The following is a 21351-nucleotide window of genomic DNA, read 5'->3' as shown; positions in this document are numbered from 1 at the left end:
TCGAACGGTCGGTCCGGCGCGCCAGCAGGAGGGACCTCCCATGCCCAGCAGCACCACCGGCCCGCTCACCGAGACCCCGCGCATCGAGACCCCGCTCGACGACGCCGCGCTCGCCGCCTCCCTCGACGGCGGCTTCACCAGCCACCACGCCGACGTCAACGGCACCCGGCTGCACTACGTCGAGGGCGGCGGCGGCGAGCCGCTCGTCCTGCTCGGCGGCTGGCCGCAGACCTGGTGGCAGTGGCGCAAGGTGCTGCCCGCGCTGGCCGCCCGGCACCGCGTGATCGCCGTCGACCTGCGCGGCATGGGCGGCTCCGCCAAGCCCGCCACCGGGTACGACAAGAAGACCCTGGCCCGCGACGTCCACGCGCTGCTCGGCCGGCTCGGCATCGCGAGCGCGCACGTCGTGGGCCACGACATCGGCGCGATGGTGGCCTACGCGTTCGCCGCCAACCACCCCGAGGCCACCCGGAAGATCGCCCTCCTGGACGTGTCCCACCCCGAGGAGAGCTGGGCCCGGCAGACCCTGCTCCCCGAGCAGGGGCAGCGCCACAAGTGGTGGTTCGCCTTCAACCAGGTCCACGGCCTCCCCGAGCAGCTGCTCGCCGGCCGCTTCCACCTCCTGCTGGACTGGCTGTTCGCGAACGCGGCCGCCGACCCCGGCTCCGTCGACGCGCACGCCCGCGCGGTGTACGCCCGGGCCTACGAAGCACCGGAGGCCGTGCGCGCCGCGAACGACTGGTACCGGACCTTCACCCAGGACATCGCCGACCTGGCGTCCTACGCCCCGGTGACCGCGCCGATCCTGGCCTTGGGCGGCGAGTACAGCAACTACGAGAGCCTCGTGAGCGCCGTCCCCGCCCTCGGCACCGACACCCGCGTGGTCCGCGTCGACGGCAGCGGGCACTACCTCCCGGAGGAGCGTCCGGAGGTGGTTTCCCGGGAGCTGACCCGCTTCCTGGGCTGACCGGGAGCCCCCGTACGCTCGACGCCATGGACGTACTCATCAGTGTCTTCGTGGGCCTGCACATCATCGGGATCGCCTCCCTCCTGGGCGGCTTCCTGACCCAGATGAAGGCGATGAACGCCGGCACCGCACGCTTCGTGCCCGCGATGCTGCACGGAGCGCTGACGATGCTCGTCACCGGCGTCCTGCTGGTCGGCTTCCGCGAGATGGACGGCGGCCACGTCAACAACATCAAGATCGGTGTGAAGCTCGCCGTCCTCTTCGTGATCCTCGCGCTCGTCTACGTGAAGCGGGACGAGGAGCACGTGGAGAAGGCGCTGTTCGGTGCGGTCGGCGGGCTGACCGTGGTCAATATCTTCATCGCCGTCCTCTGGCACTGATCCCGACACCGAACCACAACAGCCACATCCGTTCACGTCAGGTCACGTCGGGGCACTTGCGATCATCTCGTCATCCGACCGTTACCTTCCGGTCTAGCGTCCTCCTCCAAGCACCGAGCTCCCGAGCGAGGAAGGACGTGAGGCCCTCGTGGCCAGTCACCGAAAGCCCAGGCAGCGCCCGCTCCATCCGCTCTCCCGCGGCACCGTGCGGACCGCCGCGACGCTCGCCCTCGCGGGCGCTGCCACCGCCACCGCCTTCGAAGGCACCTCGCAGGCCGACCCCCAGCAGACGCCCTCCCAGGTGAAGGCCGAGGTCGACCGGCTCTACGAGGAGGCCGAGGAAACGGCCGAGCGGTACAACGGGGCGAAGGAGCAGGCCGACGAGGCCCAGCGCGCGCTCGACGCACTGCGCGACGAGACCGCCCGCAAGACCGACCGGCTCAACACCGCCCGCCGGGCGCTCGGTTCCCTGGCCGCCGGCCAGTACCGCACCGGCGGCCTGGGGCCCGCCATGCGGCTGGCGCTGGCCGAGAACCCCCAGGACTACCTGGACCAGGCCTCTTTCCTCACCCGGACCGGCGACCGCAGCGCCGCCGAGGTCTCCTCCGTACGACGGCAGCTCGACGAGGTCGGGCAGCTCAGGGACAAGGCCTCCGGCCGGCTCGCCGACCTGCGCGCCCGCGAGGGCGAACTCGCCGGGTACAAGGCCACCGTCGAGGGCAAGCTCGACGCCGCCAAGCGGCTGCTGGCCAAGCTCACCGCAGAGGAGCGGGCCGCGTACGAAGCCCAGTCGGGCGGCGCGGCCCCGGCCGGTCCGCGTGCCACGACCCCGCCGCCGCCGTCCGGATGGGGGCACCTCCCAGCGGTAGCTGGGGGAAGTACGCGCGCCGCCCGCGCGGTGGCCTTCGCGTACGGGGCGATCGGCAAGCCGTACGTCTGGGGCGCGACGGGACCGGGCTCGTTCGACTGCTCCGGCCTGACCCAGGCGGCCTGGCGCTCGGCCGGGGTCTCCCTCCCCCGCACCACCTACACCCAGATCAACGCGGGGCAGCGGATCTCCCGCGACCAGCTGGCCCCCGGCGACCTGGTGTTCTTCTACTCCGGGGTCACCCACGTCGGCATGTACATCGGCAACGGCCAGATGATCCACGCCCCGCGCCCCGGGTCGACGGTCCGCGTGGCGCCGATCGACTCGATGCCCTGGGCGGGCGCCTCCCGCCCGGCGTGAGCCCGCTCCCGACGGCCCTGCTGTCCGACGGCCCGACGGCCCCGCGGCGCCCGGCCCCTACGGCGCCTTGACCTGTGCGGTCAGCCAGGTGAAGGCCTGCGGGAGCTGCTTCGACCACGAGTCGAGGTTGTGCCCGCCGGTGACCTTCTCCGCGTGCACCGCGGTCGGGGTCAGCGCGATGGCCTTGAGGTCCGTGCCGGACAGGTAACCGTCCTGCTCGGCGCCCGACATCCACAGCGAGACCGCCGGCGGCGCGGGCGCGGCCTTGAGCAGCGCCTTCAGGTTGTGGGTGCGCCGCATCTCCGGGTCCTGGGCGACCAGCGACGTGGGCTCCTGGCCCGGGTCGTTGTAGCCGGACAGGGAGACGGCCGCGCTGTAGCGGTCGGGGTGCAGGATCGCCAGCTTGGCGGCGCAGTACGCGCCCGCCGAGTACCCGGCCACGCCCCAGGTGCGGGCCTCGTCGGAGGCCCGGAAGTTGTCGACGACCATCTTGCGGACGTCGACGCTGAACCAGCTGTCCGCGTTGACCTTGCCGGGGATGTTGGCGCAGCCGGTGTCGCCGTTGCCCAGCAGCATGGCGCGCGGCGAGACCAGGATGAACGGCTGCACCTTGCCGCTCTTCATCAGCGGCTCCAGCACCTCGGCCGCCTTGAGCCCCTGGAACCAGGACTTGCCCGTCCCCGGTATGCCCGGGATCAGCTCGACCACCGGGAACTTCTTGTTCTTGAACGCCGGGTCGTCGTACTGCGGCGGGAGCCACACCATGACGTCGCCCTTGACCCCGGAGATCTTGCCGTCGAGCTCGGTCTTCTTGACCCGGCCGCCGAGGCCCTCGACCGGCTGGAAGTCCTGGAGGACCTTCGGCTCCGCCTTGACCTCCGCGGCCTTCTTCCCGCCGAGCCCGTCCGCGCCGAGGTCGGGGGCGGCCGTGACGTACTTGCCGGTGCCGAGCAGATCGCCCCAGGAAGCGTAGAAGTTCTCCTGCCGGTTCACCGAGATGAACACCAGCGCGACGGCGGTGACCTGGGCGAAAACGACCATCAGGGCCCGGGTCGACACGCGTACGACGGCGGGGCCGCGCACCTTGCTCCACACGGCCAGCGGCAGGAGAACGGCGATCGCCGTCAGGGCGATCGCCGTCACGAACAGGGGAAACCCCGTCAAGCTCATCACGCCACCCAAGAGGGCGCCGCGGCACCGCGCGGTTGCCCCCGCCCCCTGCGGCGTCGGTCACACCCGCGCGGCCCTCAGACCAGCGCGGACGTCACACCAGGCGGCGCGCCGTCGCCCAGCGGGTCAGTTCGTGCCGGTTCGATAGCTGGAGCTTCCTGAGCACCGCCGAGACGTGGGATTCCACGGTCTTCACCGAGATGAAAAGCTGCTTGGCGATCTCCTTGTACGCGTACCCGCGCGCGATCAGCCGCAGCACCTCGCGCTCGCGCTGCGTGAGGCGGTCCAGGTCCTCGTCGACCGGAGGCGCGTCCGTCGAGGCGAAGGCGTCGAGCACGAAGCCCGCCAGCCGCGGCGAGAACACCGCGTCCCCTTCCTGCACCCGGAAGACCGAGTTCACCAGGTCGGTCCCGGTGATGGTCTTGGTGACGTACCCGCGCGCGCCGCCCCGGATGACCCCGATGACGTCCTCGGCGGCGTCCGACACCGACAGGGCCAGGAACCGCACCGGGTTCTCGGCGGCCGCCATCAGCGGGGCGCAGCGCCGCAGCACCTCGACGCCGCCGCCGCCGGGCAGGTGCACGTCGAGCAGGACCACCTCGGGCCGGGTGGCGGTGATGACGGTGACGGCCTGGTCCACGTCGGCCGCCTCGCCGACGACCTCGACCCCGGTCCGGGCGGTCTCGCCGATCTCGGCCTGCACGCCCGCGCGGAACATCCGGTGGTCGTCGACGAGCACCACCCGGACGTGCCTGTCCGCTGCCGCGCTGCCGGTCGTCTCCTCGGTCATGCTGCGTTCGCCGCCCTCTCCATCTCCAGTTCGACTTCCGTGCCGCCGTCGGGCGCGGACCGCAGCCGTGCGGTCCCGCCGTTGCGCTGCATCCGGCCGATGATCGATTCTCGTACGCCCATGCGGTCGTCCGGTACCGCGTCGATGTCGAAGCCCGGCCCCCGGTCCCGTACGGACACGAACACCGTCTGCCCCTCCACCTCGGCGTACACCTGCACCGGCCCGCCCTCGCCACCGTACTTGGCGGCGTTGACCATCGCCTCGCGCGCGGCCTGGACCTGTGCGCCGAGCCTCTCGTCGAGCGGGCAGTCGCCGACCACGACGACCTCGATCGGGACCCCGTGGTGGTCCTCCACCTCGGCGGCCGTCTTCTTGACGGCCTCCGCGAGGGTGGTGGGCTCCTCGGCCTCGTCCTTGCCGGTGCCCTCCGGCTTGTACAGCCAGTTCCGCAGCTCCCGCTCCTGCGCGCGGGCGAGGCGGCGCACCTCGCCGACGTCCTCCGCGTTGCGCTGGATCAGGGTCAGGGTGTGCAGCACCGAGTCGTGCACGTGGGCGGCGACCTCGGCGCGCTCCTGGGCCCGGATGCGCATCAGGCGCTCCTCGGAGAGGTCCTGGGTCATCCGGATCAGCCAGGGGCCGGCGAGCAGGGCTGTGCCGACGAGGACGGCGAGGGCGGCGGTCAGTACGTTGCCGAGCTGCGCGGCCGAGCCGCGCACGACGATGAAGACGGTCAGGCCGACGCCGACCAGGGCGACCCCGGCGAACCCGCGGGCCATCTGGAGCAGGCGCGCGTTGCGCCCGCCGGCGGCGCCCCAGTGGGCGCGGCGGGCGTTGTCGGCCTGGCGCCATACGAGGACCACACCGGCGCCGACCAGCAGCGTCGGCCACACGTACCGGCCGGAGGTACCGCCGAGCTGGACCTTGGAGATGAAGATGCCGGCGCCGACGCACAGGGCGATGAGGGCGGTGATCTGTCCCCGGTCGGGTTTGCGCAGGCGGCGGCTGCCGTCGGAGAGGGTCTCGAAGAACGAGCGGTGGCCCGTGCGCCCGCCGACCCCCAGCGGTACGAAGACCCAGAACGCGGCGTACAGCAGTACGCCGAGCCCGTCCCCCCACATGAACAGGCCGAGGAACGCGAGCCGGACCCAGACGACCGGCAGCCCGAGGTGCCCGGCCAGACCGCGCGCGACACCGCCGAGCATCCGGCCGTCGGCGCTGCGGTAGAGCTTGCGCTGGGGCGGTTCGTCGGCGTCCGCTGCGTGCGGGGGACGGGGGGCGGTGGAGACGGGCATGCCATTGATGGTCACACGCGGGCGCCGTACGGGACATCAGGGCAGCCCCCCAGTTCCGTCGGGGGGATATCAGGGTTGCGCCAGGGTCGGACCCGGTGCCGCGGGGCGCGGCGGATTGTCACCATGGAGCCATGACCAAGCACGACTCCCCGCCGCCGACCGGTGCCGGCACCGGCACCGGCACCGGTACGGCACCGCCGCCCGGCGACCGGCTCGCAGACCGCGCCACCGACCGGCCGCCGCTGCGCCGCAGCAAGCGCGACAAGGTCCTCGCGGGCGTGTGCGGCGGCCTCGGCCGGTACTTCGACCTGGACCCGGTGATCTTCCGGATCGTGCTCGGCGTCCTCGCGGTCACCGGCGGGGTCGGCCTGATCTTCTACGGCTTCGCGTGGCTGCTGCTGCCGGTGGAGGGCGAGGACGACAGCGAGGCGAAGAAGCTGCTGACCGGCCGCGTCGAGGGCGCCACCCTGGCCGCGGTGTTCGCGGCGCTGGTCGGCTGCGCGCTGTTCCTGTCGATGCTGGACAACGGCGGGCTGGCGGTGTTCTCCGTCCTGGTCATCCTGGCCCTGGGCGGGGCCGCGTACTGGTCGCAGCGCCGCCGGAAGGGCGCCGCCCCCGAGGCCGAGCCGCAGGCGGCGCACCGCCCGGCCCCGCCGGAGACCCAGGCGCCGCCCGTGCCCGGCAGCCCGTCCTGGTGGCGGGACCCGCTGGTCAAGGACGGTACGACCGGCCCCGTGGGATCCACCGGGTACCTGTGGGGGCCCGACGAATCCGCCGACGCCAACGCCGCGCGGAACATCGGGGGCGGCCGCGCCCCGGGCGCTCCCGAGCGGGCCGCTTCCCCGAAGGTCCCGCGCGGCGGGATCGGCGGCCGGGTGTTCGTCCTGGCCCTGCTGGCCGGGGGCGCCGCCACCGCCGCGGTCTGGCAGGGCAGCACCCTCTCGCACGCGCTGCAGATGGGCCTGGCCTCGTCGCTCGCCGTCTTCGGGCTCGGCCTCGCGGTCAGCTCGGTCAAGGGCCGCACCGGCTTCGGCACCGTCCTGCTGGCGATGATCACCGCCGGGCTGCTGGCCGGCGCCTCCGCGCTGCCGCGCGAGATCGGCACCGACTGGAAGTCCGTGGAATGGCGGCCGGCCGCGGTGGCCGACGTCAAGCCCGTCTACACGGCGGGCACCGGGCTGGCCACGCTGGACCTGAGCCGGCTGGACGTACCGAAGGGCACCACGCTGTCCGTCCGCGCCACCGTGGAAGCGGGCCGGCTCAAGGTGATCGTGCCCCGCGAGGTCACCGCGCAGGCCGACGTCTCGGTGAAGCTGGGCGACATCCACATGCCCGGGGAGACCAGCCAGGACGTGCGCATCAAGAGCGGCGGCGAAACCCAGCAGGCGACCCTGAAGCCGCCCGCCGGCACCGAGGCCGGGGGAACGATCGATCTGCACCTGAACGCGGGTGTCGGACAGGTGGAGGTGGCCCGTGCCGCGTCATGAGTTCCAGCCCGGTCGGCTGCTGGCCGGCCTGATCCTGGTGGCGGCGGGCGTGCTGTACCTGCTCGACGCGACCGGGGAGGCCGATCTGCCCTGGTTCCTGGTCATCCCGATGACCATGGGCGGGCTCTGCCTGGCCGCGCTGGTGGGGGTGGTGACCTACGCCGTGCGCCGGGACCGGCGCGACCGGGTCCGCGAACCGCGCGAGCGGATCAGCGAGTCCAGCGAGAGGTAGGGCGCACCGGCCAGGATCATCGGGATCCAGGCCATCAGGTAGACCAGGTCGTTGCCGTAGTAGTACGGGGTCACCTGCCAGGACACCGTGAGCCACAGGCTGAGCGAGATCAGCGCTCCGCCGGTGGCCGCGATCCGGGTCAGCAGGCCGACCAGGGTGCCCAGGCCCACCAGGAGTTCCCCGACGGCCAGCACCGCCCCGAACCCGACGGGCGAGAGCAGCGCCCAGTCCACCAGGGCGGGGATCGCGGAGGTGTCGCGCACGCCGTGCATCTGCTCGCCGATGGAGCCGGCGCCGGAGGCGGACAGGAACGCGGGGTCGGTCAGCTTGTCCAGGCCCGCGTAGACGAAGGTCACGCCGAGGAAGATCCGCAGCGGCAGCAGGGCGTACCGGGCGGCCTGTTCCCGCAGTCCGGAACGGCCGGAAGGGACATCAGTTCGGGTCACGTCCCATGTGTACCCCGGTTCACTCGGCCACGTCGATGGTGCAGCGGTTGGATTCCACTCCGGCGGCCGTCACCACCTGCACCTCGATGCGCCCGGGTTCCACTTCCGCCGGGACCGGCACCGTCAGCGCCGCGTCCGAGGGGTTGGTGAACCCGCCGGCGACCGGCACCAGCGGCACGTGCACGTGGACCGACCCGACCCGTACGACCAACCGGGCCAGCATCTCCGGCGTCTGCGCCCCGGGCGGCACGAAGCCCACACCGCGGATCTCGATGTCGTCGCCCGGCCGGATGGCCGCGTCGAGGTCGCCGGGCTCCCTTCTGCGCACCACCGACAGGATCAGCGGACGGGTCACCTCGGCGAACTTCGCCGCCAGGTACACCGCCGCCGACAGGGCCACCAGCATGGCCAGCGCCCACGGCAGCCGCGGCAGCCGGTCCGGGAACCGGGCCATCGACACCGCCGCGTAGGCCAGCACCACCATGGAGACCAGGACGTACTGCGCGTCCGGGAAGCTCCCCCGGCCCGCGTCGTCCGTCAGGAGGTCCACCCCGCGCGGCCGGTCCGCGGGCAGCTTCTGCATCCGCTGGCCCATGATCCGTACGGTGACCACCCGGCGCACCAGCACCGCCACGGCCGAGGTCAGCGCGACCACCGCCAGCAGCGGCAGCGCCCGCCCGAGCGCCAGCCCCGCGTACAGGGCCTGCCGCTCCGGGCCGGGCGGCGAGGCAGCCAGCCGCAGCGCGGGCAGCAGCGCGGCGAACGCCGTCAGCACCACCCAGGCGCTCGGCACCGCCTTCGAGGTGGACAGCCGGTTGTCCTCGCCGACCAGCGGGGCGAGCAGCCCGCCGCGCAGCGACTGGGCGCGGGCCGCGACCGTGAGAAGCCCGGCCAGGACCACCGCCGCGAGCAGCCCGGCGGTGCGGGCCGTGGACCAGCCGGTGCCGAGCGCGGTGCCGACCTGCACGAGCAGCAGCACCCCGGCGGCGATCCACACGGCGAGCACGGCCCGCCGCGAGAACAGGTACAGCCAGGAGTTGCCGGCCTCCCGGCCCCGGTCGGCGACCGTACGGGCCGACAGGGTCAGCTCGTCGGAGACCCACTGCCGGGAGGCCCCGGCGGACCGGGCCACCGCGGCCGGCAGCCCCTGGCCGGCCGCGAACTCGTCGCGCTTCTCGGTGAACGCGGCGACGGCGCGCCGGTGTCCCTCCTGCGCGCCGTGCGGGCAGTCGTCGCAGGTGCAGGCGCCGCCGTGGGTGCTTCGGGACATCTCTTGGACAGCCACGTGCGTGCCGCCTCTCTGAACTACGGTGCAATGCCAGCGAATTGTGCACCACTGCGGCAGTGCTCCGGATTGCGCACGATGTCAGAGCAGGTGATTAACCGTTCATGATGTTGACGCCACCCGCCCGGCCCAGCCGGGTCAGGGGGCGACGGTCTGCCAGAGGGGCTGGTAGCTGACCCAGGCGGCGAGATCCGTACCGAAGCGCTCCCGCGCGGCGAGCGCCGCGCGGTGGTCGATCGGCACCGGCTTCCCGGCGGCCCGCGCGATCAGCTGCACCTGCGCCGCCCGCTCCGCCGCGATGAACCACCAGGCCGCCGCGTCCACGGAGCCGCCGACCGTCAGCAGCCCGCGGTTGCGCAGGACGAGCGCCTTGTACGGGCCCAGGGCGCGGGCGATCCGCCCGCCGTCCTGCGGTCCGGCGAACCCGTCCAGGAGCGCGTGGTCCTCGTAGAAGGCGCAGGCCTCCTCGCTGATGGGGGCGAGCAGTTCCCCGAGCGCGGCCAGCGCCCTGCCGTACGGGCCGTGCGCGTGCACCACCGCCACCGCGTCGGGGCGGGCCCGGTGCACGGCCGCGTGCACGGCGAAGGCCAGCTCGTTGACCCGGCGCGCGCCCCGGCGCACGCGACCGTCCCCGTCGACGAGCAGCAGGTCGTCGGCGGTGAGCGCGGACAGGGCCTGCCCGAACGGATTCACCCAGTGGCAGTCCGCGAACTCCGGGTCCCGCACGGTGATGTGCCCGGCCACCCCGTCCTCGTACCCGAGGCGGCCGAACAGCCGCAGCGCCCCGGCGAGCCGCTCCTTGCGGTACGCGCGCTCCTCGTCCGGGCCGGTGTGGACGGGCGGCAGCGCGAACCGCAGCCGGTCCACCGGTACGGGCGCGGGTACGGGTGCGGGCGCGGGCGCGGGTACCGGCGGTACGGGTACGGGTTCGGGCTGATCCGGCATGACCCCCTCCTTCGGCTCGCCGCGCAAGGTACCGGCGGCCGCGCCAAGTGGCCATACACGCGGCGAAGCCGCCGCTCCCGGGGGAACGGCGGCTTCGTCACGGGCGTCGGGCGGGGACTACTCCCACTCGATGGTGCCCGGGGGCTTGCTCGTGCAGTCGAGGACGACGCGGTTCACGTCCGGCACCTCGTTGGTGATGCGGGTGGAGATCCGCGCGAGCACCTCGTACGGCATGCGCGTCCAGTCCGCCGTCATCGCGTCCTCGGAGGAGACGGGGCGCAGCACGATCGGGTGGCCGTACGTGCGGCCGTCGCCCTGGACGCCGACGCTGCGGACGTCCGCGAGCAGGACGACCGGGCACTGCCAGATCTCGCGGTCCAGGCCGGCCGCGGTCAGCTCGTGGCGGGCGATGGCGTCGGCCTCGCGGAGCAGGTCCAGGCGCTCCTTGGTGACCTCGCCGACGATGCGGATGCCCAGGCCCGGGCCCGGGAAGGGCTGGCGCTGGACGATCTCCTCGGGCAGGCCGAGTTCCTGGCCGACCATCCGGACCTCGTCCTTGAACAGCTGGCGCAGCGGCTCGACGAGCTCGAACTCGATGTCGTCGGGCAGACCGCCCACGTTGTGGTGGGACTTGATGTTCGCGGTGCCGGTGCCGCCGCCGGACTCGACGACGTCCGGGTACAGGGTGCCCTGGACGAGGAAGGCGACCGCGGGGCCGTCCTCCTGGAGGATCTCCAGCTGGGCCTGCTCGAAGACGCGGATGAACTCGCGGCCGATGATCTTGCGCTTGGTCTCCGGGTCGGAGACCCCGGCCAGCGCGGTCAGGAAGCGCTCCTGCGCGTCGACGACCTTCAGCTGCACGCCGGTGGCGGCGACGAAGTCCTTCTCGACCTGCTCGGTCTCGCCCTTGCGCATCAGGCCGTGGTCGACGTACACGCAGGTCAGCTGGGAGCCGATGGCCTTCTGGACGAGGGCCGCGGCGACTGCGGAGTCCACGCCGCCGGAGAGGCCGCAGATGGCGCGCTTGTCGCCGACCTGCTCGCGGATGGCCGCGATCTGCTCCTCGACGATGTTGCCGGTGGTCCAGGTGGGCTCCAGGCCGGCGCCGCGGTAGAGGAAGTGCTCCAGCACCTGCTGGCCGTGCGTGGAGTGCATCACCTCGGGGTGGTACTGCACGCCGTACAGCCTCTTCGCGTCGTTCTCGAAGGCCGCGACCGGGACGACGTTCGTCGACGCGGTGACGGTGAAGCCCTCGGGGGCGGCGGAGCAGGCGTCGCCGTGGGACATCCACACCGACTGGTTCTCGGGGGTGCCCTCGAAGAGGGTGGAGCCGGCCTTGGAGACGGCGAGCGGCGTACGGCCGTACTCACGGGCGCCGGTGTTGTCGACGGTGCCGCCGAGGGTGGTCGCCATCAGCTGGAAGCCGTAGCACATGCCGAAGACGGGGACGCCGGACTCGAAGAGCGCGCGGGCGTCGTCCAGGCGCGGGGCACCCTCCTCGTACACGGAGGACGGGCCGCCGGAGAGGATGATCGCCTTCGGGTCCTTGGCGAGCATCTCGGCCACCGGCATCGTGCTGGGGACGATCTCGCTGTAGACCCGTGCCTCGCGGACGCGACGGGCGATGAGCTGGGCGTACTGGGCGCCGAAGTCGACGACGAGAACCGTGTCCGGGGCGCTGTCGTGGGCGGCGGAGGGTGCTTCTGGCACGGGGCGGCCTTCCGGCGGAAGAGGGTGGCTGTTTTGTCGATTCTACCGGTGGCACCGGCCGTCACTTTGTCGCACCATCCGAGGCCCACGTCACCGTGACGCCCGTCGACCCCTTCGGACGGGGCGTCTCACGATCCGGGCCGGGTTGGCCCGGAGGGCGGTGGGCGGACATAATCCGGTTCATGCGCAAGCAGCTGAGCTTCCTCTTTACCTATGGCACCGGCCGGTCCGGTCGCCATGGGTCCGTGTGATGCTCGCTTGAGCCGCTGACTTCCCAGAGCGCCCCGGTCCGCCAGGACCGGGGCGCTCTGGCGTTTCCGCTCCTGGCGGGACGACCCACAGGAGTAAGAACATGACCGTGACCACCACCCCCGCGCAGCTGATCGCCGAGTCCCGCGAGCGGATCGACGCCATCGACGACCGGATCATCGGGCTGATCCAGGAGCGGATGGCCGTCTCGACCGTCATCCAGGACGCCCGGATCGCCTCGGGCGGCCGCCGGGTGCACCTCTCGCGCGAGATGGAGGTGCTCGCGCACTGGAGCGACGCCCTCGGCAAGCCGGGGACCACCCTCGCGATGACGCTGCTGGAGCTGTGCCGCGGCCGGGTCTGAGGCCCGTTGCGGGCCTTGCGCCCGTTCTTCACCCGTCCGGACCGTGACCGGCCCCGGCGCCCTTCGTTGGTGTGGATGGCCGCGTCAGCCAGGCGCGGGACCGCAGCACCACGCGTGGCTCTTCGGGAGCGATGAGACGTACGGCCCCTCGGGAGGTACGTCGTGGGACCTCGCTCCCTCGCGTGACCGGACGGCAGGGGACAGCAGCCCGGTCACCCCGAAATAGGACGGCCGGCCAGGGGGACGCCCCCGGCCGGCCGTTCTCTGCTTCCACCTGCCTACGTGCCTACGCGTGCCCGCCCGAGCGGCGGCGCACCCCCACGTACAGCGCACCGCCGACGGCCACCGCACCCAGCGCGCCCAGCGCGATCGGGCCGACGGAGCTGCCGGTCGAGGCCAGGTTGCCGCCCGTGGCGCCGGCGGCGGACGCGGACGTGGACGTGCTCGGCGAGACCGACGCCGAGGGCGAGGCGGAGGCCGACGGGGACGGCGACGCGGAGGCCGAGCCGGACGGGCTCGGGCTCGTACCGCCCTTGACCTCGACCGCGAACACGGCCTTGGCGTTGCCCGCGACCGGGTCGAAGGCGAGCGGCTTGGTGCCGCCCGCGACCGGCTCGCCGACGGTGACCGAGCCCTTGGCGTCCGCCACCGCCTTCTCGATCTTCATCGAGAACCGGCCGGTGTACGTACCCGGGACGTCCGCGAAGATCCCGCCGTCGCAGAAGTAGCGCGGCGCGCCCAGCTGCTCCGCGCGGTCGCTCCCGTCCGCGTTGGCCGCGCGGCAGTTCCGGGGCACGTCCGTGACCTGCACCCCGGCCGGCATCACGATGTCCGTACGGGCCACGCTCTCGCCCGAGCGCAGGCTGATCACGGCCGGGCCCTTGTTGCGGAAGCCGAGCTCGGCCACGACCGTGTCGCCCACCTTGCCGGAGGGCGCGGCGGTGACCGCCTCGAAGTCGGCCCGGGCGCCCTTGGCGGTGAACTCGAACGCGCGCTCGTTGTCGCGCGGGTTCAGGTCGGTGTCCTCGGCGCGGCGAGCGTCCCGCGCGTCCAGGTTGGAGTCGGTGACCGGCACCGCGGCCGACGCCTTGACCAGCTTCAGCTTCTTGCCGGTCGCCGCCGGCTTGCCCTCGGTCGCGTCCTTGACCGGCGCCGGGTCGGGGACGACCCCGTACCGCAGCCGGTCCTGGTAGGCGCGGTCGGTGGTCTTGAGGTGCAGCGGGGAGTCGGGGGCGAGCTGGTAGGACTCGCCCGGCAGGAACTCGCCCTCGACGAGGCACACGGTGGTGGCGCCCATGCCGCCGTGGTCCTGTCGCCGGCAGTTGTCGTACGTCTCCGCCGGCTCCAGGCCCGCCGAGGTGTCCAGCTCCAGCGCCACCGACCTGGCGGGCAGCGTGCCGCGGTTCGCGAAGGCCAGCGGCAGGTCCTGCTGCTCGCCGGCCGTCACCTCGGCCTTGGGCTTCAGCTCGCCCAGGTGCAGGTCGGGGCCGCCGACGGTCAGCTTGGTGGTGACCGGCGTGACGCCGGCGCCCGCCACCCGGCCGGTGACCGCGATCTCGCCGCTCGCGCCGTTCTTGGCGTCCTTGGCGGCGGATACCAGCAGGTCGAAGCTGTTGCCGTTCCCACCGGTCCCGACCGACAGGCCCTGCTGCTTGCAGACGATCGCGGTGGCGCTCGTCGTGCAGTTCGGCCGGGGCTTGGCCGGGTCGAGCCGGACCGACGCCACCCCGGCGGCCTTGGCCAGGTCGACGGTGACGGTGAACTCGCCCGGGAAGCTGTTCCCGGGGCCCACGTAGGCCAGCTCGTAGCGAAGGGTGCGCTCCTTCGAGGCGCCCGTGTCCGGGGACGGCTGGAGCACCAGTGCGGAGGGGCCGCCGAGCGGAAAGACCGGTTCCGCGGCGAGCGCGGGGGCGGCCGCGCCGAGGCTCAGCGCCGCCAAGCCAGTAGCGGCCAAAAGGGAGATGCGCTTGTCCATGAAGATCGAGACCGCCGAGTACGGGTCTCGGTTGCCCCCTCCGGAGGGTGACGGGCATCACATGCAACCATCCGGACTGATCACCTGTCACTTATGTACGCGGCGGCGGGGTCTGCGCTCGGAGGGGGAGCGCAGAACCCGCCGCCGCGACACGTGTCAGGCCTTCTTCGGAACCTCCGGTACCGGCAGCAGCAGCGGCAGCCGCAGCGCGCCGAAGGCCTCCTTCGGGACCGCCGGACGGGCCGGTTCCACCGCCGCCAGGCGGATGTAGGCCGCGCCCTGCTCCGGCCGCGGGTCCCGCTCGCCCTTGTTCGGCCAGTACGACATCGCCCGCTCCGCCTGCGCCGTGATCGTCAGCGACGGATTGACGCCGAGGTTCGCGGAGACCGCCGAGCCGTCCACCACCGAGATCCCCGGGTACCCGTACAGGCGGTGGTACGGGTCCACCACGCCCTCCTCGGCACCGGCACCGATCGGGCAGCCGCCGAGGAAGTGCGCGGTCAGCGGGGTGCCCATCAGCTCGCCGATGTTGCTGCCGGCGAAGCCGTTGATCTCCTCGGCCAGCAGGGTGGCCGCCTCGGTGGCCTCCTTGATCTGCACCGGGTTCGGGGCGCCGTGCCCCTGGCGGGCCGTGAGCAGCCCCTTCCCGAGGCCGCCGGGCTTGCGGTACGTCGTCAGCGAGTTGTCCAGCGACTGCATGACGAGCCCGATGATCGTCCGCTCCGACCAGCGCCGGTTGGAGAGCGAGCGCGCCAGCTGCACCGGGTGCCTGGCGGTCCGGGCGAACCAGGCCCGCACCCGGTGCCTGCTGTACGGCACTTGGAGGACGGTCATGAACCCCATGGCGTTGGAGCCCTTGCCGTAGCGGACGGGCTCGATGTGGGTGTCGGCGTCGGGGTGCACGGAGGAGGTGATCGCGACGCCCCGGGTGAAGTCGGCGCGCTGCTTCCCCCCGGGGGCCGCGCCGTGGCGCCTGCGGTAGCGGCGGTCGTCGGTCTGCGCGCCGACCAGGCCCTCGGAGTTGGTGCGGGTCAGCTCGCCCAGCCGGTCCGAGATGCGCGGGAGCAGCCCGTTGTCCTTCATGGTGTGCAGCAGGGTCTGGGTGCCGTACGTGCCCGCCGCGACGACCACGTACCGGGCGCGCAGCTCCTTGGCGGCTCCCCGGCGGCGGGCGTCGGTGGGGACGGTGCGGACGCGGTGGCCGCCGTCGGGGTGCTCGGCTAGCGCGGTGACGGTGGTCATCGGGTGGATGACGGCTCCGGCGCGCTCGGCGAGGTGGAGGTAGTTCTCGTTCAGGGTGTTCTTCGCGCCGTGGCGGCAGCCGGTCATGCATTCGCCGCACTCGGTGCAGGCCTTGCGGGCGGGGCCGGCGCCGCCGAAGTACGGGTCGGGGACCTCCTCGCCGGGGCGGGCCGTGCGGGCGCCGTCGCCGCCGTCGCCGTCAGCGCCGCCGGCGCCGTCCGCGTCCGCGCCGTCGCCGAAGAAGACGCCGACCGGGGCCATGTGGAAGGAGTCCCCGACGCCCATCTTCTCGGCGGCGGCCTTCAGGTGGACGTCGGAGGGGGTCATCGTCGGGTTGAGGCGTACGCCGAGCATCCGCTTGGCCTGGTCGTAGTACGGGGCGAGTTCCTCGCGCCAGTCGGTGATGGACGCCCACTGGCGGTCCTCGAAGAAGGCGGTGGGCGGCACGTACAGGGTGTTGGCGTAGTTGAGCGAGCCGCCGCCCACCCCGGCGCCCGCGAGCACCATCACGTTGCCGAGCAGGTGGATCCGCTGGATCCCGAACAGTCCGAGGGCCGGGGCCCACAGGTAGTTGCGCAGGTCCCAGCTGTTGCGGGGCAGGCTCTCGCGGGTGAACCGGCGCCCGGCCTCCAGGACGCCGACCCGGTACCCCTTCTCGGTGAGCCGCAGCGCCGAGACCGACCCTCCGAAGCCCGATCCGATGACGATGACGTCGTAGTCGTACTCGTCGGTGTGGTCCGACACTGCGTTGCCTCCCCGGCGGTCGTGCCCTGGCCTTGGTGCCCTTCGTGCCTTCGTGCCCGTCGTGCCCGTCGTGCCCGTCGTGCCTAACGGAATCCGAGCGTCTTCATGACCTTGAGGCTGCGGGTCATGAACGCCGCGTACTTCTCGTCGTCCATCCCCAGCGAGGGCGCCATCGGCAGCAGCCGCTGGTGGGCGACGGTCTGGGCCTCGGTGTACTTGAGGATGCCCTCGGAGCCGTGCCGGCGGCCGAGGCCGGAGTCCTTCATGCCGCCCATGGGTGCCTGGGCGCTGCCGTAGGCCGGGGCGTAGCCCTCGTTGATGTTGACGGTGCCGGTGCGCAGGCGGGCGGCGACGGAGTGGCCGCGGCGGGCGTCCTTGGTCCAGACGCTGGAGTTGAGTCCGTACGCGGTGGAGTTGGCCTGCGCGATCGCCTCGTCCTCGTCGGTGAACCGGTAGATCGAGACGACCGGGCCGAACGTCTCCTCGCCGCAGACCGCCATCGGCGCCTCGACCCCGTCCAGGATGGTGGGCTCGTAGAAGAGCGGGCCGATGTCGGGGCGGGCCGCGCCGCCCGCGACCAGGGTGGCGCCCTTGGCGACGGCCTCGTCGACGTGCCGCTGCACGGTCTCCAGCTGGCGCTCGCCGACCAGCGAGCCCATGTCCGCGCCGTACGCGAGGGAGGCGCCGAGCCGCATGGCCTTCGTACGGGCGGCGAAGCGCTCGACGAACGCGTCGGCGATCGAGGCGTGGACGTAGAGCCGCTCGATGGAGATGCAGAGCTGGCCGGCGGAGGAGAAGCAGGCGCGGACGGCGCCCGCGGCGGCCTTCTCGATGTCGGCGTCGGCCAGGACGAGCATGGCGTTCTTGCCGCCGAGTTCGAGGGTGACGCCGACCAGGCGGGCGGCCGCGCCCCGGGCCACCTCGCGGCCGGTGCGGGTGGAGCCGGTGAAGGAGACGTAGTCGGCGTGCCGGACCACCTCGGGGCCGATGACGGGTCCGTCACCGAGGACGATCTGGAAGACCTCGGCGGGCAGTCCGGCCTCGATCAGCAGGTCGCGGGCCCACAGGGCGGTGAGCGCGGTCTCGGTGTCGGGCTTCATGACGACGGCGTTGCCGGAGACGAAGGCGGGCAGCGCGTCGCCGACGGAGAGTTCGAGGGGGTAGTTCCAGGGGGCGATCTGGCCGACGACCCCGCGCGGCTGGCGCAGCTCGGTGACCTTGGTGAGGGTGGGGATGGCGCCCGTGTGGCCCTTGGGGCGCAGGTACGAGGGGGCCTTGCGGCCGTAGTGGCGGGCCGCGACGGCGACGGCCTGGACCTCCTCGTGGGCGTGCAGGCGGGCCTTGCCGGTCTCCAGCTGGATGAGGTCGAGCACCTCGGCCTGCCGGGCCAGGACCAGGTCGTGGAAGCGCAGGAGTACGGCGGCCCGCTTGCGTACGGGGACGGCGGCCCAGGCGCCCTGGGCGGCGCGGGCCCGGTCGAAGGCCGCGGCGACGTCCTCGGGGGTGGCCTCGGGGAGGTCCGCCAGCTTGGCCCCGGTGAAGGGGGTGTGGTTGGCGGTCCGACCGGAGCCGATCACTCCGCGCGTGAGCCGGGCGACCAGGTCGGGGGTCACCACGTCGGCGGCGGTACGGGCACCGGCCGGGGCGGGGGCGACCGGGTTGGTGGGCTGCGGTGCGCTGCGGAGGGGGGCCGGGGCCTGCGAGTCCGTCATGGCGGTGAGCGTATTCCGCCCGGGGGGCTTTGGGTACCCGTCGGTAACCGGATTTTGCCATTTCTGCCAGCGATCGCTGGCAGGATGCCGGAATCAGGGCTTCTCGGCCGGCGGCTTCCAGCCGCTGAGCACGACGTCGAACTGCTGCTCGGTCTTGGCCCAGTCGGCGATCGGGCTCGAGATGTAGACCGCGTACTCCGTGCCGTCCGGGGCGACGTACATCTGCTCCTTGGCGCGGCGCGGACCCGGGTGGTTCTGCTTCTCCGTCCAGGTGAAGTCCCAGAGCGCGGCCCGGGTGCTGTCCCGGAAGGTGTTCTGGTTCAGCCGCACCTTCTTGTAGTCCGTCCGCTTCTGCACCTGCTTCTCCAGGTCGAGCAGGTGCGCGTACGGGTCCTGGTAGTCCGGGGTGGAGTCGGAGGCGATCCGGATGAAGTGCTTCCCGTCGTCCGGGGTGTAGTCGATCTGGTCGCCGTTCGCCTTGCGCGTCCAGCCGTCGGGGACGAACAGCGTGAAGCCGGCCAGGGGGTCGACGACCTTGGTGTAGCCGGCGGGCGGGGCGGCCTCGTCGCCGTCGTCCTGCTGGTCGGGGGCGCTCGCGTTCTTGTCGGTGCCGCCGTCGCCAGCGTCCTCCGCGGTGAACTTCAGGACGCCGAAGACGGCTCCGCCGCCGACCAGCGCCGCCACGAGCGCGATGGCGGTGGCCCGCTTGACCCAGCCGCCACCGGTCGCCTGCGCCGGCGCGGGGCCGGGCTGTTCGGGCAGGGCGGCGGTGCGCGCCGGATCGGCGGCCGGGGCGGGCGCGGGAACGGGCTCCGCCTCCGGCTTCGTTTCCTCGGCGGCGTCGGCGAGCTCCTCCGAAGTCACCGCGCGCGTGGGTACGTACGCCTGCGCCGCCTTCGGCGGCCGGCCCTCCATCGCCTCGATCAGCATCCGCTCGGTCTCCTGCGCCGAGGGCCGCTCGGCGGGGTCCTTGCGCAGCAGCGCCGTGATGACCGGGCCGAGCGCCCCCGCCTGGCGCAGCGCCGGCGGCTCGTCGTTGACCACGGCCTGGAGGCTGGAGATGGGCGAGGTGCGGCGGAAGGGCGAGCGCGCCTCGACCGCCGTGTACAGGGTCGCGCCCAGCGACCACAGGTCGGAGGCGGTGCCGGGGGTCCCGCCGGTGACCCGCTCCGGGGCCAGGTAGTCGATGGAGCCGACGATCTCGCCGGTCCGCGTGATGGAGGAGTCGCCCTCGATCGCGGCGATCCCGAAGTCCGTGAGCAGGACCCGGCCGTCCTTGGCCAGCAGCACGTTGCCGGGCTTGACGTCCCGGTGCAGGACGCCGACCGCGTGTGCCGCGCGTAGAGCGCCCAGGACGTGCAGGCCGATCCGGGCCGCCTCGGCGGGCTCGATCCGGCCGGCCGCCTTGGCCGCGTCCGCGAGGGAGGGGCCGTCGATGTACTCCATGACGATCCACGGCCGGTCGTCGTGCTCCAGTACGTCGTGGACCACCACGACCGCCGGGTGCTGGATCCGGGCCGCGGCCCGGGCCTCCTTCTGGGTCCGGGCGTGCAGCACCTCCCGGTCGGCCTGGGCCACGTACAGACCCGCCGTCAGTTCCTTGACGGCGACCGTCCTGTGCAGCAGCTCGTCATGCGCGCGCCACACCTTGCCCATGCCGCCGCTGCCGATGGGCTCCACGAGCCGGTACCGGCCAGCGAGCACCGCGCCCGCACCTGTCTGCTGTTCCACGAAACCCCGCCACTCTGTGCACTTCGGGCCAGATTACGGAGCGCCCGGGGCTGCCGGAACCGTGAAGGCTCGGTTCCGGCAGCACTGTGACGCAATCGCCGTACTGAGTCACCGTCAGTCGGCCTCAACCACCCGATTTGTAACTCCCCGTGGCCTTTTCGAAGACCTCGGTGACCTTGCCCTCACCGTCCTGCGGACCCGTCACCATGACGACGTGGTAGCTGCCGCCGAGCGCCACGACGAAATTCCGGGCGACGACGCTGCGGCCGTTGCCGTCGATCCACGTGTAGCGGCCGGTGACGCGGAGCTGGCTGCCGACCTTGGTGGTCTTGACGTCGCCGCCGCTGGCCCAGGTGGAGGACCGGTACGGGGCCAGCTCCGGCTCCTTGTCCTTCTGGTACGTCGCCGGGTCGGGGTTTCCGTCGACCTTGTCCCGGCCGGGGACGACGGTCAGGACGTACTCCCCGTCGGTGTACCGGACCTGCCCGGCCTCGTTCATCCCGCGCCGCTCCCAGCCGCTCGGGACCGCGATCTCGAAGTGCTCGGGGTCCTGCTGGGTGGTGTAGCCGGGGGGAGCGGGCGCGGGGGCGGCCTGGCTGGGCGAGGACTTGGGCGACTCCGAGGCCGGCGCCGGGGCGGACGGGGAGCGGGGGGACTGGGACTGCGCCGGGGGCTTGGCGACGGCGGCGGGCTGCTGCTCCTCGCTCCTCGGCAGGAAGAGGATGGCGTAGGCCACGGCCCCGGCGAGCAGGACCAGGACGCCGAGGAGGAGGGTGCGCCCGAGGGAGCGGGGCTTGCGGGAGGCGGCGGGATTGCGGTGGCGGCCGTGCAGGTCGCCCCGCCGGCGTACGACGGGAAGCCGCGCGGGATCCGGCTCCGGCGTCGGGAGCACGGCGGAGCCGCCGTCCGGCTCGGGGGCGGAGCGTACGAGCGAGCGCAGCCAGCCGCGGAGCTCCTCGAAGTCGGGGCGCTCGGTGGGGTCCTGGCGCAACAGCGACTCCACGATGGGGCGCAGCGGGCCGCACTCCTCGGCGAAGGCCGGGGACTCGGCGCAGACCATGTCGACGAGCTCGGTGACGTTGTCCTCGGGGTACGGGGCGTGCCCCTGGACGGCGCGGTACAGCAGCGCGCCGAGCCCCCAGAGGTCGGTGGCGGGCCCGACGGGCGCGGCCAGTTGCCAGGGCCCGGTGACGGAACCGGCCTGCTCGGGGGCCCACCGCTCGGTGACGGCCCCGACCACGGCCATCCGGGTCAGCCGGGCCCGCTCGGCCCCCAGCCCCCGCAGCCCGCCCTCGCCCCAGCCCCCGGCTTCCCGGCGCTCGGCGCCCTGCGGTCCGGCCTGGCCGGGGCGGGGGTGGGCGCCCGGCCGCTCGGGGAGGGGGTACGCGGCCGGGGCCGGGGT

Annotated in this window: 16 protein-coding genes and 2 pseudogenes; 6 read left to right on the top strand and 12 right to left on the bottom strand. The window is 73.1% G+C overall.

Annotated features, from left to right (window positions below; translation table 11 throughout):
- The first annotated feature begins 40 nt into the window (after nucleotides 1-40).
- From ADK52_RS24500 to ADK52_RS24490, 3 genes are all read left to right on the top strand, one after another.
- Nucleotides 41-967, top strand: a complete 927-nt coding sequence (locus tag ADK52_RS24500) for an alpha/beta fold hydrolase (protein ID WP_053691999.1) — start codon at nucleotides 41-43, stop codon at nucleotides 965-967.
- Nucleotides 968-993: 26 nt separating this feature from the next.
- Nucleotides 994-1347 carry a hypothetical protein gene (locus ADK52_RS24495; protein ID WP_053691998.1) on the top strand — a complete coding sequence of 118 codons (354 nt, stop codon included), beginning with the start codon at nucleotides 994-996 and terminating at the stop codon, nucleotides 1345-1347.
- A gap of 148 nt (nucleotides 1348-1495) precedes the next feature.
- The gene (locus ADK52_RS24490; protein ID WP_053691997.1) at nucleotides 1496-2575 is read left to right on the top strand and encodes a C40 family peptidase; all 1080 of its coding nucleotides are present in this window, start codon (nucleotides 1496-1498) and stop codon (nucleotides 2573-2575) included.
- 57 nt (nucleotides 2576-2632) lie between these two features.
- On the opposite strand, the gene ADK52_RS24485 is transcribed toward ADK52_RS24490, so the two are convergent.
- The 3 genes from ADK52_RS24485 to ADK52_RS24475 all read right to left on the bottom strand — a co-directional run bounded on the left by ADK52_RS24485 (nucleotide 2633) and on the right by ADK52_RS24475 (nucleotide 5827).
- Entirely contained in the window at nucleotides 2633-3745 is a 1113-nt protein-coding gene (locus ADK52_RS24485) for an alpha/beta hydrolase (RefSeq protein WP_053691996.1), read from the bottom strand.
- Nucleotides 3746-3839: 94 nt separating this feature from the next.
- Complete coding sequence (locus tag ADK52_RS24480) at nucleotides 3840-4535, bottom strand: LuxR C-terminal-related transcriptional regulator (RefSeq protein ID WP_030154804.1); 696 nt, start codon at nucleotides 4533-4535, stop codon at nucleotides 3840-3842.
- Entirely contained in the window at nucleotides 4532-5827 is a 1296-nt protein-coding gene (locus tag ADK52_RS24475) for an ATP-binding protein (RefSeq protein WP_053692078.1), read from the bottom strand. The genes ADK52_RS24480 and ADK52_RS24475 overlap by 4 nt, the downstream gene beginning before the upstream one ends.
- 131 nt (nucleotides 5828-5958) lie before the next feature.
- Here ADK52_RS24475 and ADK52_RS24470 point away from each other — a divergent pair, with 131 nt between their 5' ends.
- Together ADK52_RS24470 and ADK52_RS40455 are read left to right on the top strand one after the other, a co-directional pair.
- Entirely contained in the window at nucleotides 5959-7314 is a 1356-nt protein-coding gene (locus ADK52_RS24470) for a PspC domain-containing protein (protein WP_053691995.1), read from the top strand.
- Nucleotides 7301-7546 (top strand): hypothetical protein, encoded by a 246-nt coding sequence (locus tag ADK52_RS40455; RefSeq protein ID WP_078988568.1) that lies wholly within the window; start codon nucleotides 7301-7303, stop codon nucleotides 7544-7546. The genes ADK52_RS24470 and ADK52_RS40455 overlap by 14 nt, the downstream gene beginning before the upstream one ends.
- Here ADK52_RS40455 and ADK52_RS24465 read toward each other — a convergent pair.
- The 4 genes from ADK52_RS24465 to guaA all read right to left on the bottom strand — a co-directional run bounded on the left by ADK52_RS24465 (nucleotide 7471) and on the right by guaA (nucleotide 11932).
- The gene (locus ADK52_RS24465) at nucleotides 7471-7992 is read right to left on the bottom strand and encodes a TQO small subunit DoxD (protein ID WP_053691994.1); all 522 of its coding nucleotides are present in this window, start codon (nucleotides 7990-7992) and stop codon (nucleotides 7471-7473) included. The two genes, ADK52_RS40455 and ADK52_RS24465, sit on opposite strands and share 76 nt — an antisense overlap.
- Before the next feature lie 19 nt (nucleotides 7993-8011).
- Nucleotides 8012-9262 carry a hypothetical protein gene (locus tag ADK52_RS24460; protein ID WP_420714932.1) on the bottom strand — a complete coding sequence of 417 codons (1251 nt, stop codon included), beginning with the start codon at nucleotides 9260-9262 and terminating at the stop codon, nucleotides 8012-8014.
- A gap of 153 nt (nucleotides 9263-9415) precedes the next feature.
- Entirely contained in the window at nucleotides 9416-10222 is an 807-nt protein-coding gene (locus ADK52_RS24455) for a class II aldolase/adducin family protein (protein ID WP_053691992.1), read from the bottom strand.
- A 117-nt stretch (nucleotides 10223-10339) separates the two neighbouring features.
- On the bottom strand, nucleotides 10340-11932 hold the full coding sequence (gene guaA / locus ADK52_RS24450) for a glutamine-hydrolyzing GMP synthase (protein WP_053691991.1): 1593 nt from the start codon (nucleotides 11930-11932) through the stop codon (nucleotides 10340-10342).
- A 316-nt stretch (nucleotides 11933-12248) separates the two neighbouring features.
- Between guaA and ADK52_RS24445 the strand changes: the two are divergent.
- Nucleotides 12249-12545: pseudogene (locus ADK52_RS24445) on the top strand (chorismate mutase); the annotation flags it as partial.
- A 286-nt stretch (nucleotides 12546-12831) separates the two neighbouring features.
- On the opposite strand, the gene ADK52_RS24440 reads toward ADK52_RS24445, so the two are convergent.
- From ADK52_RS24440 to ADK52_RS24420, 5 genes and pseudogenes are all read right to left on the bottom strand, one after another.
- Entirely contained in the window at nucleotides 12832-14484 is a 1653-nt protein-coding gene (locus tag ADK52_RS24440; protein ID WP_053691989.1) for a hypothetical protein, read from the bottom strand.
- A gap of 192 nt (nucleotides 14485-14676) precedes the next feature.
- Nucleotides 14677-16506, bottom strand: coding sequence for a GMC oxidoreductase (locus ADK52_RS24435; protein ID WP_053691988.1), 1830 nt, complete (start codon nucleotides 16504-16506; stop codon nucleotides 14677-14679).
- A gap of 83 nt (nucleotides 16507-16589) precedes the next feature.
- On the bottom strand, nucleotides 16590-18218 hold the full coding sequence (locus ADK52_RS24430) for a succinic semialdehyde dehydrogenase (protein ID WP_053691987.1): 1629 nt from the start codon (nucleotides 18216-18218) through the stop codon (nucleotides 16590-16592).
- A 93-nt stretch (nucleotides 18219-18311) separates the two neighbouring features.
- The gene (locus tag ADK52_RS24425; protein ID WP_053691986.1) at nucleotides 18312-19949 is read right to left on the bottom strand and encodes a serine/threonine-protein kinase; all 1638 of its coding nucleotides are present in this window, start codon (nucleotides 19947-19949) and stop codon (nucleotides 18312-18314) included.
- Between the two features lie 124 nt (nucleotides 19950-20073).
- Nucleotides 20074-21351 (bottom strand): annotated as a pseudogene (locus tag ADK52_RS24420) (serine/threonine protein kinase); the annotation flags it as partial.

It is taken from the genome of Streptomyces sp. WM6372, from assembly GCF_001279655.1.
Lineage (GTDB): Bacteria > Actinomycetota > Actinomycetes > Streptomycetales > Streptomycetaceae > Streptomyces.
The sequence above is the reverse complement of the archived record's forward strand: the minus strand, read 5'-3'. Positions and strand labels throughout refer to the sequence as shown.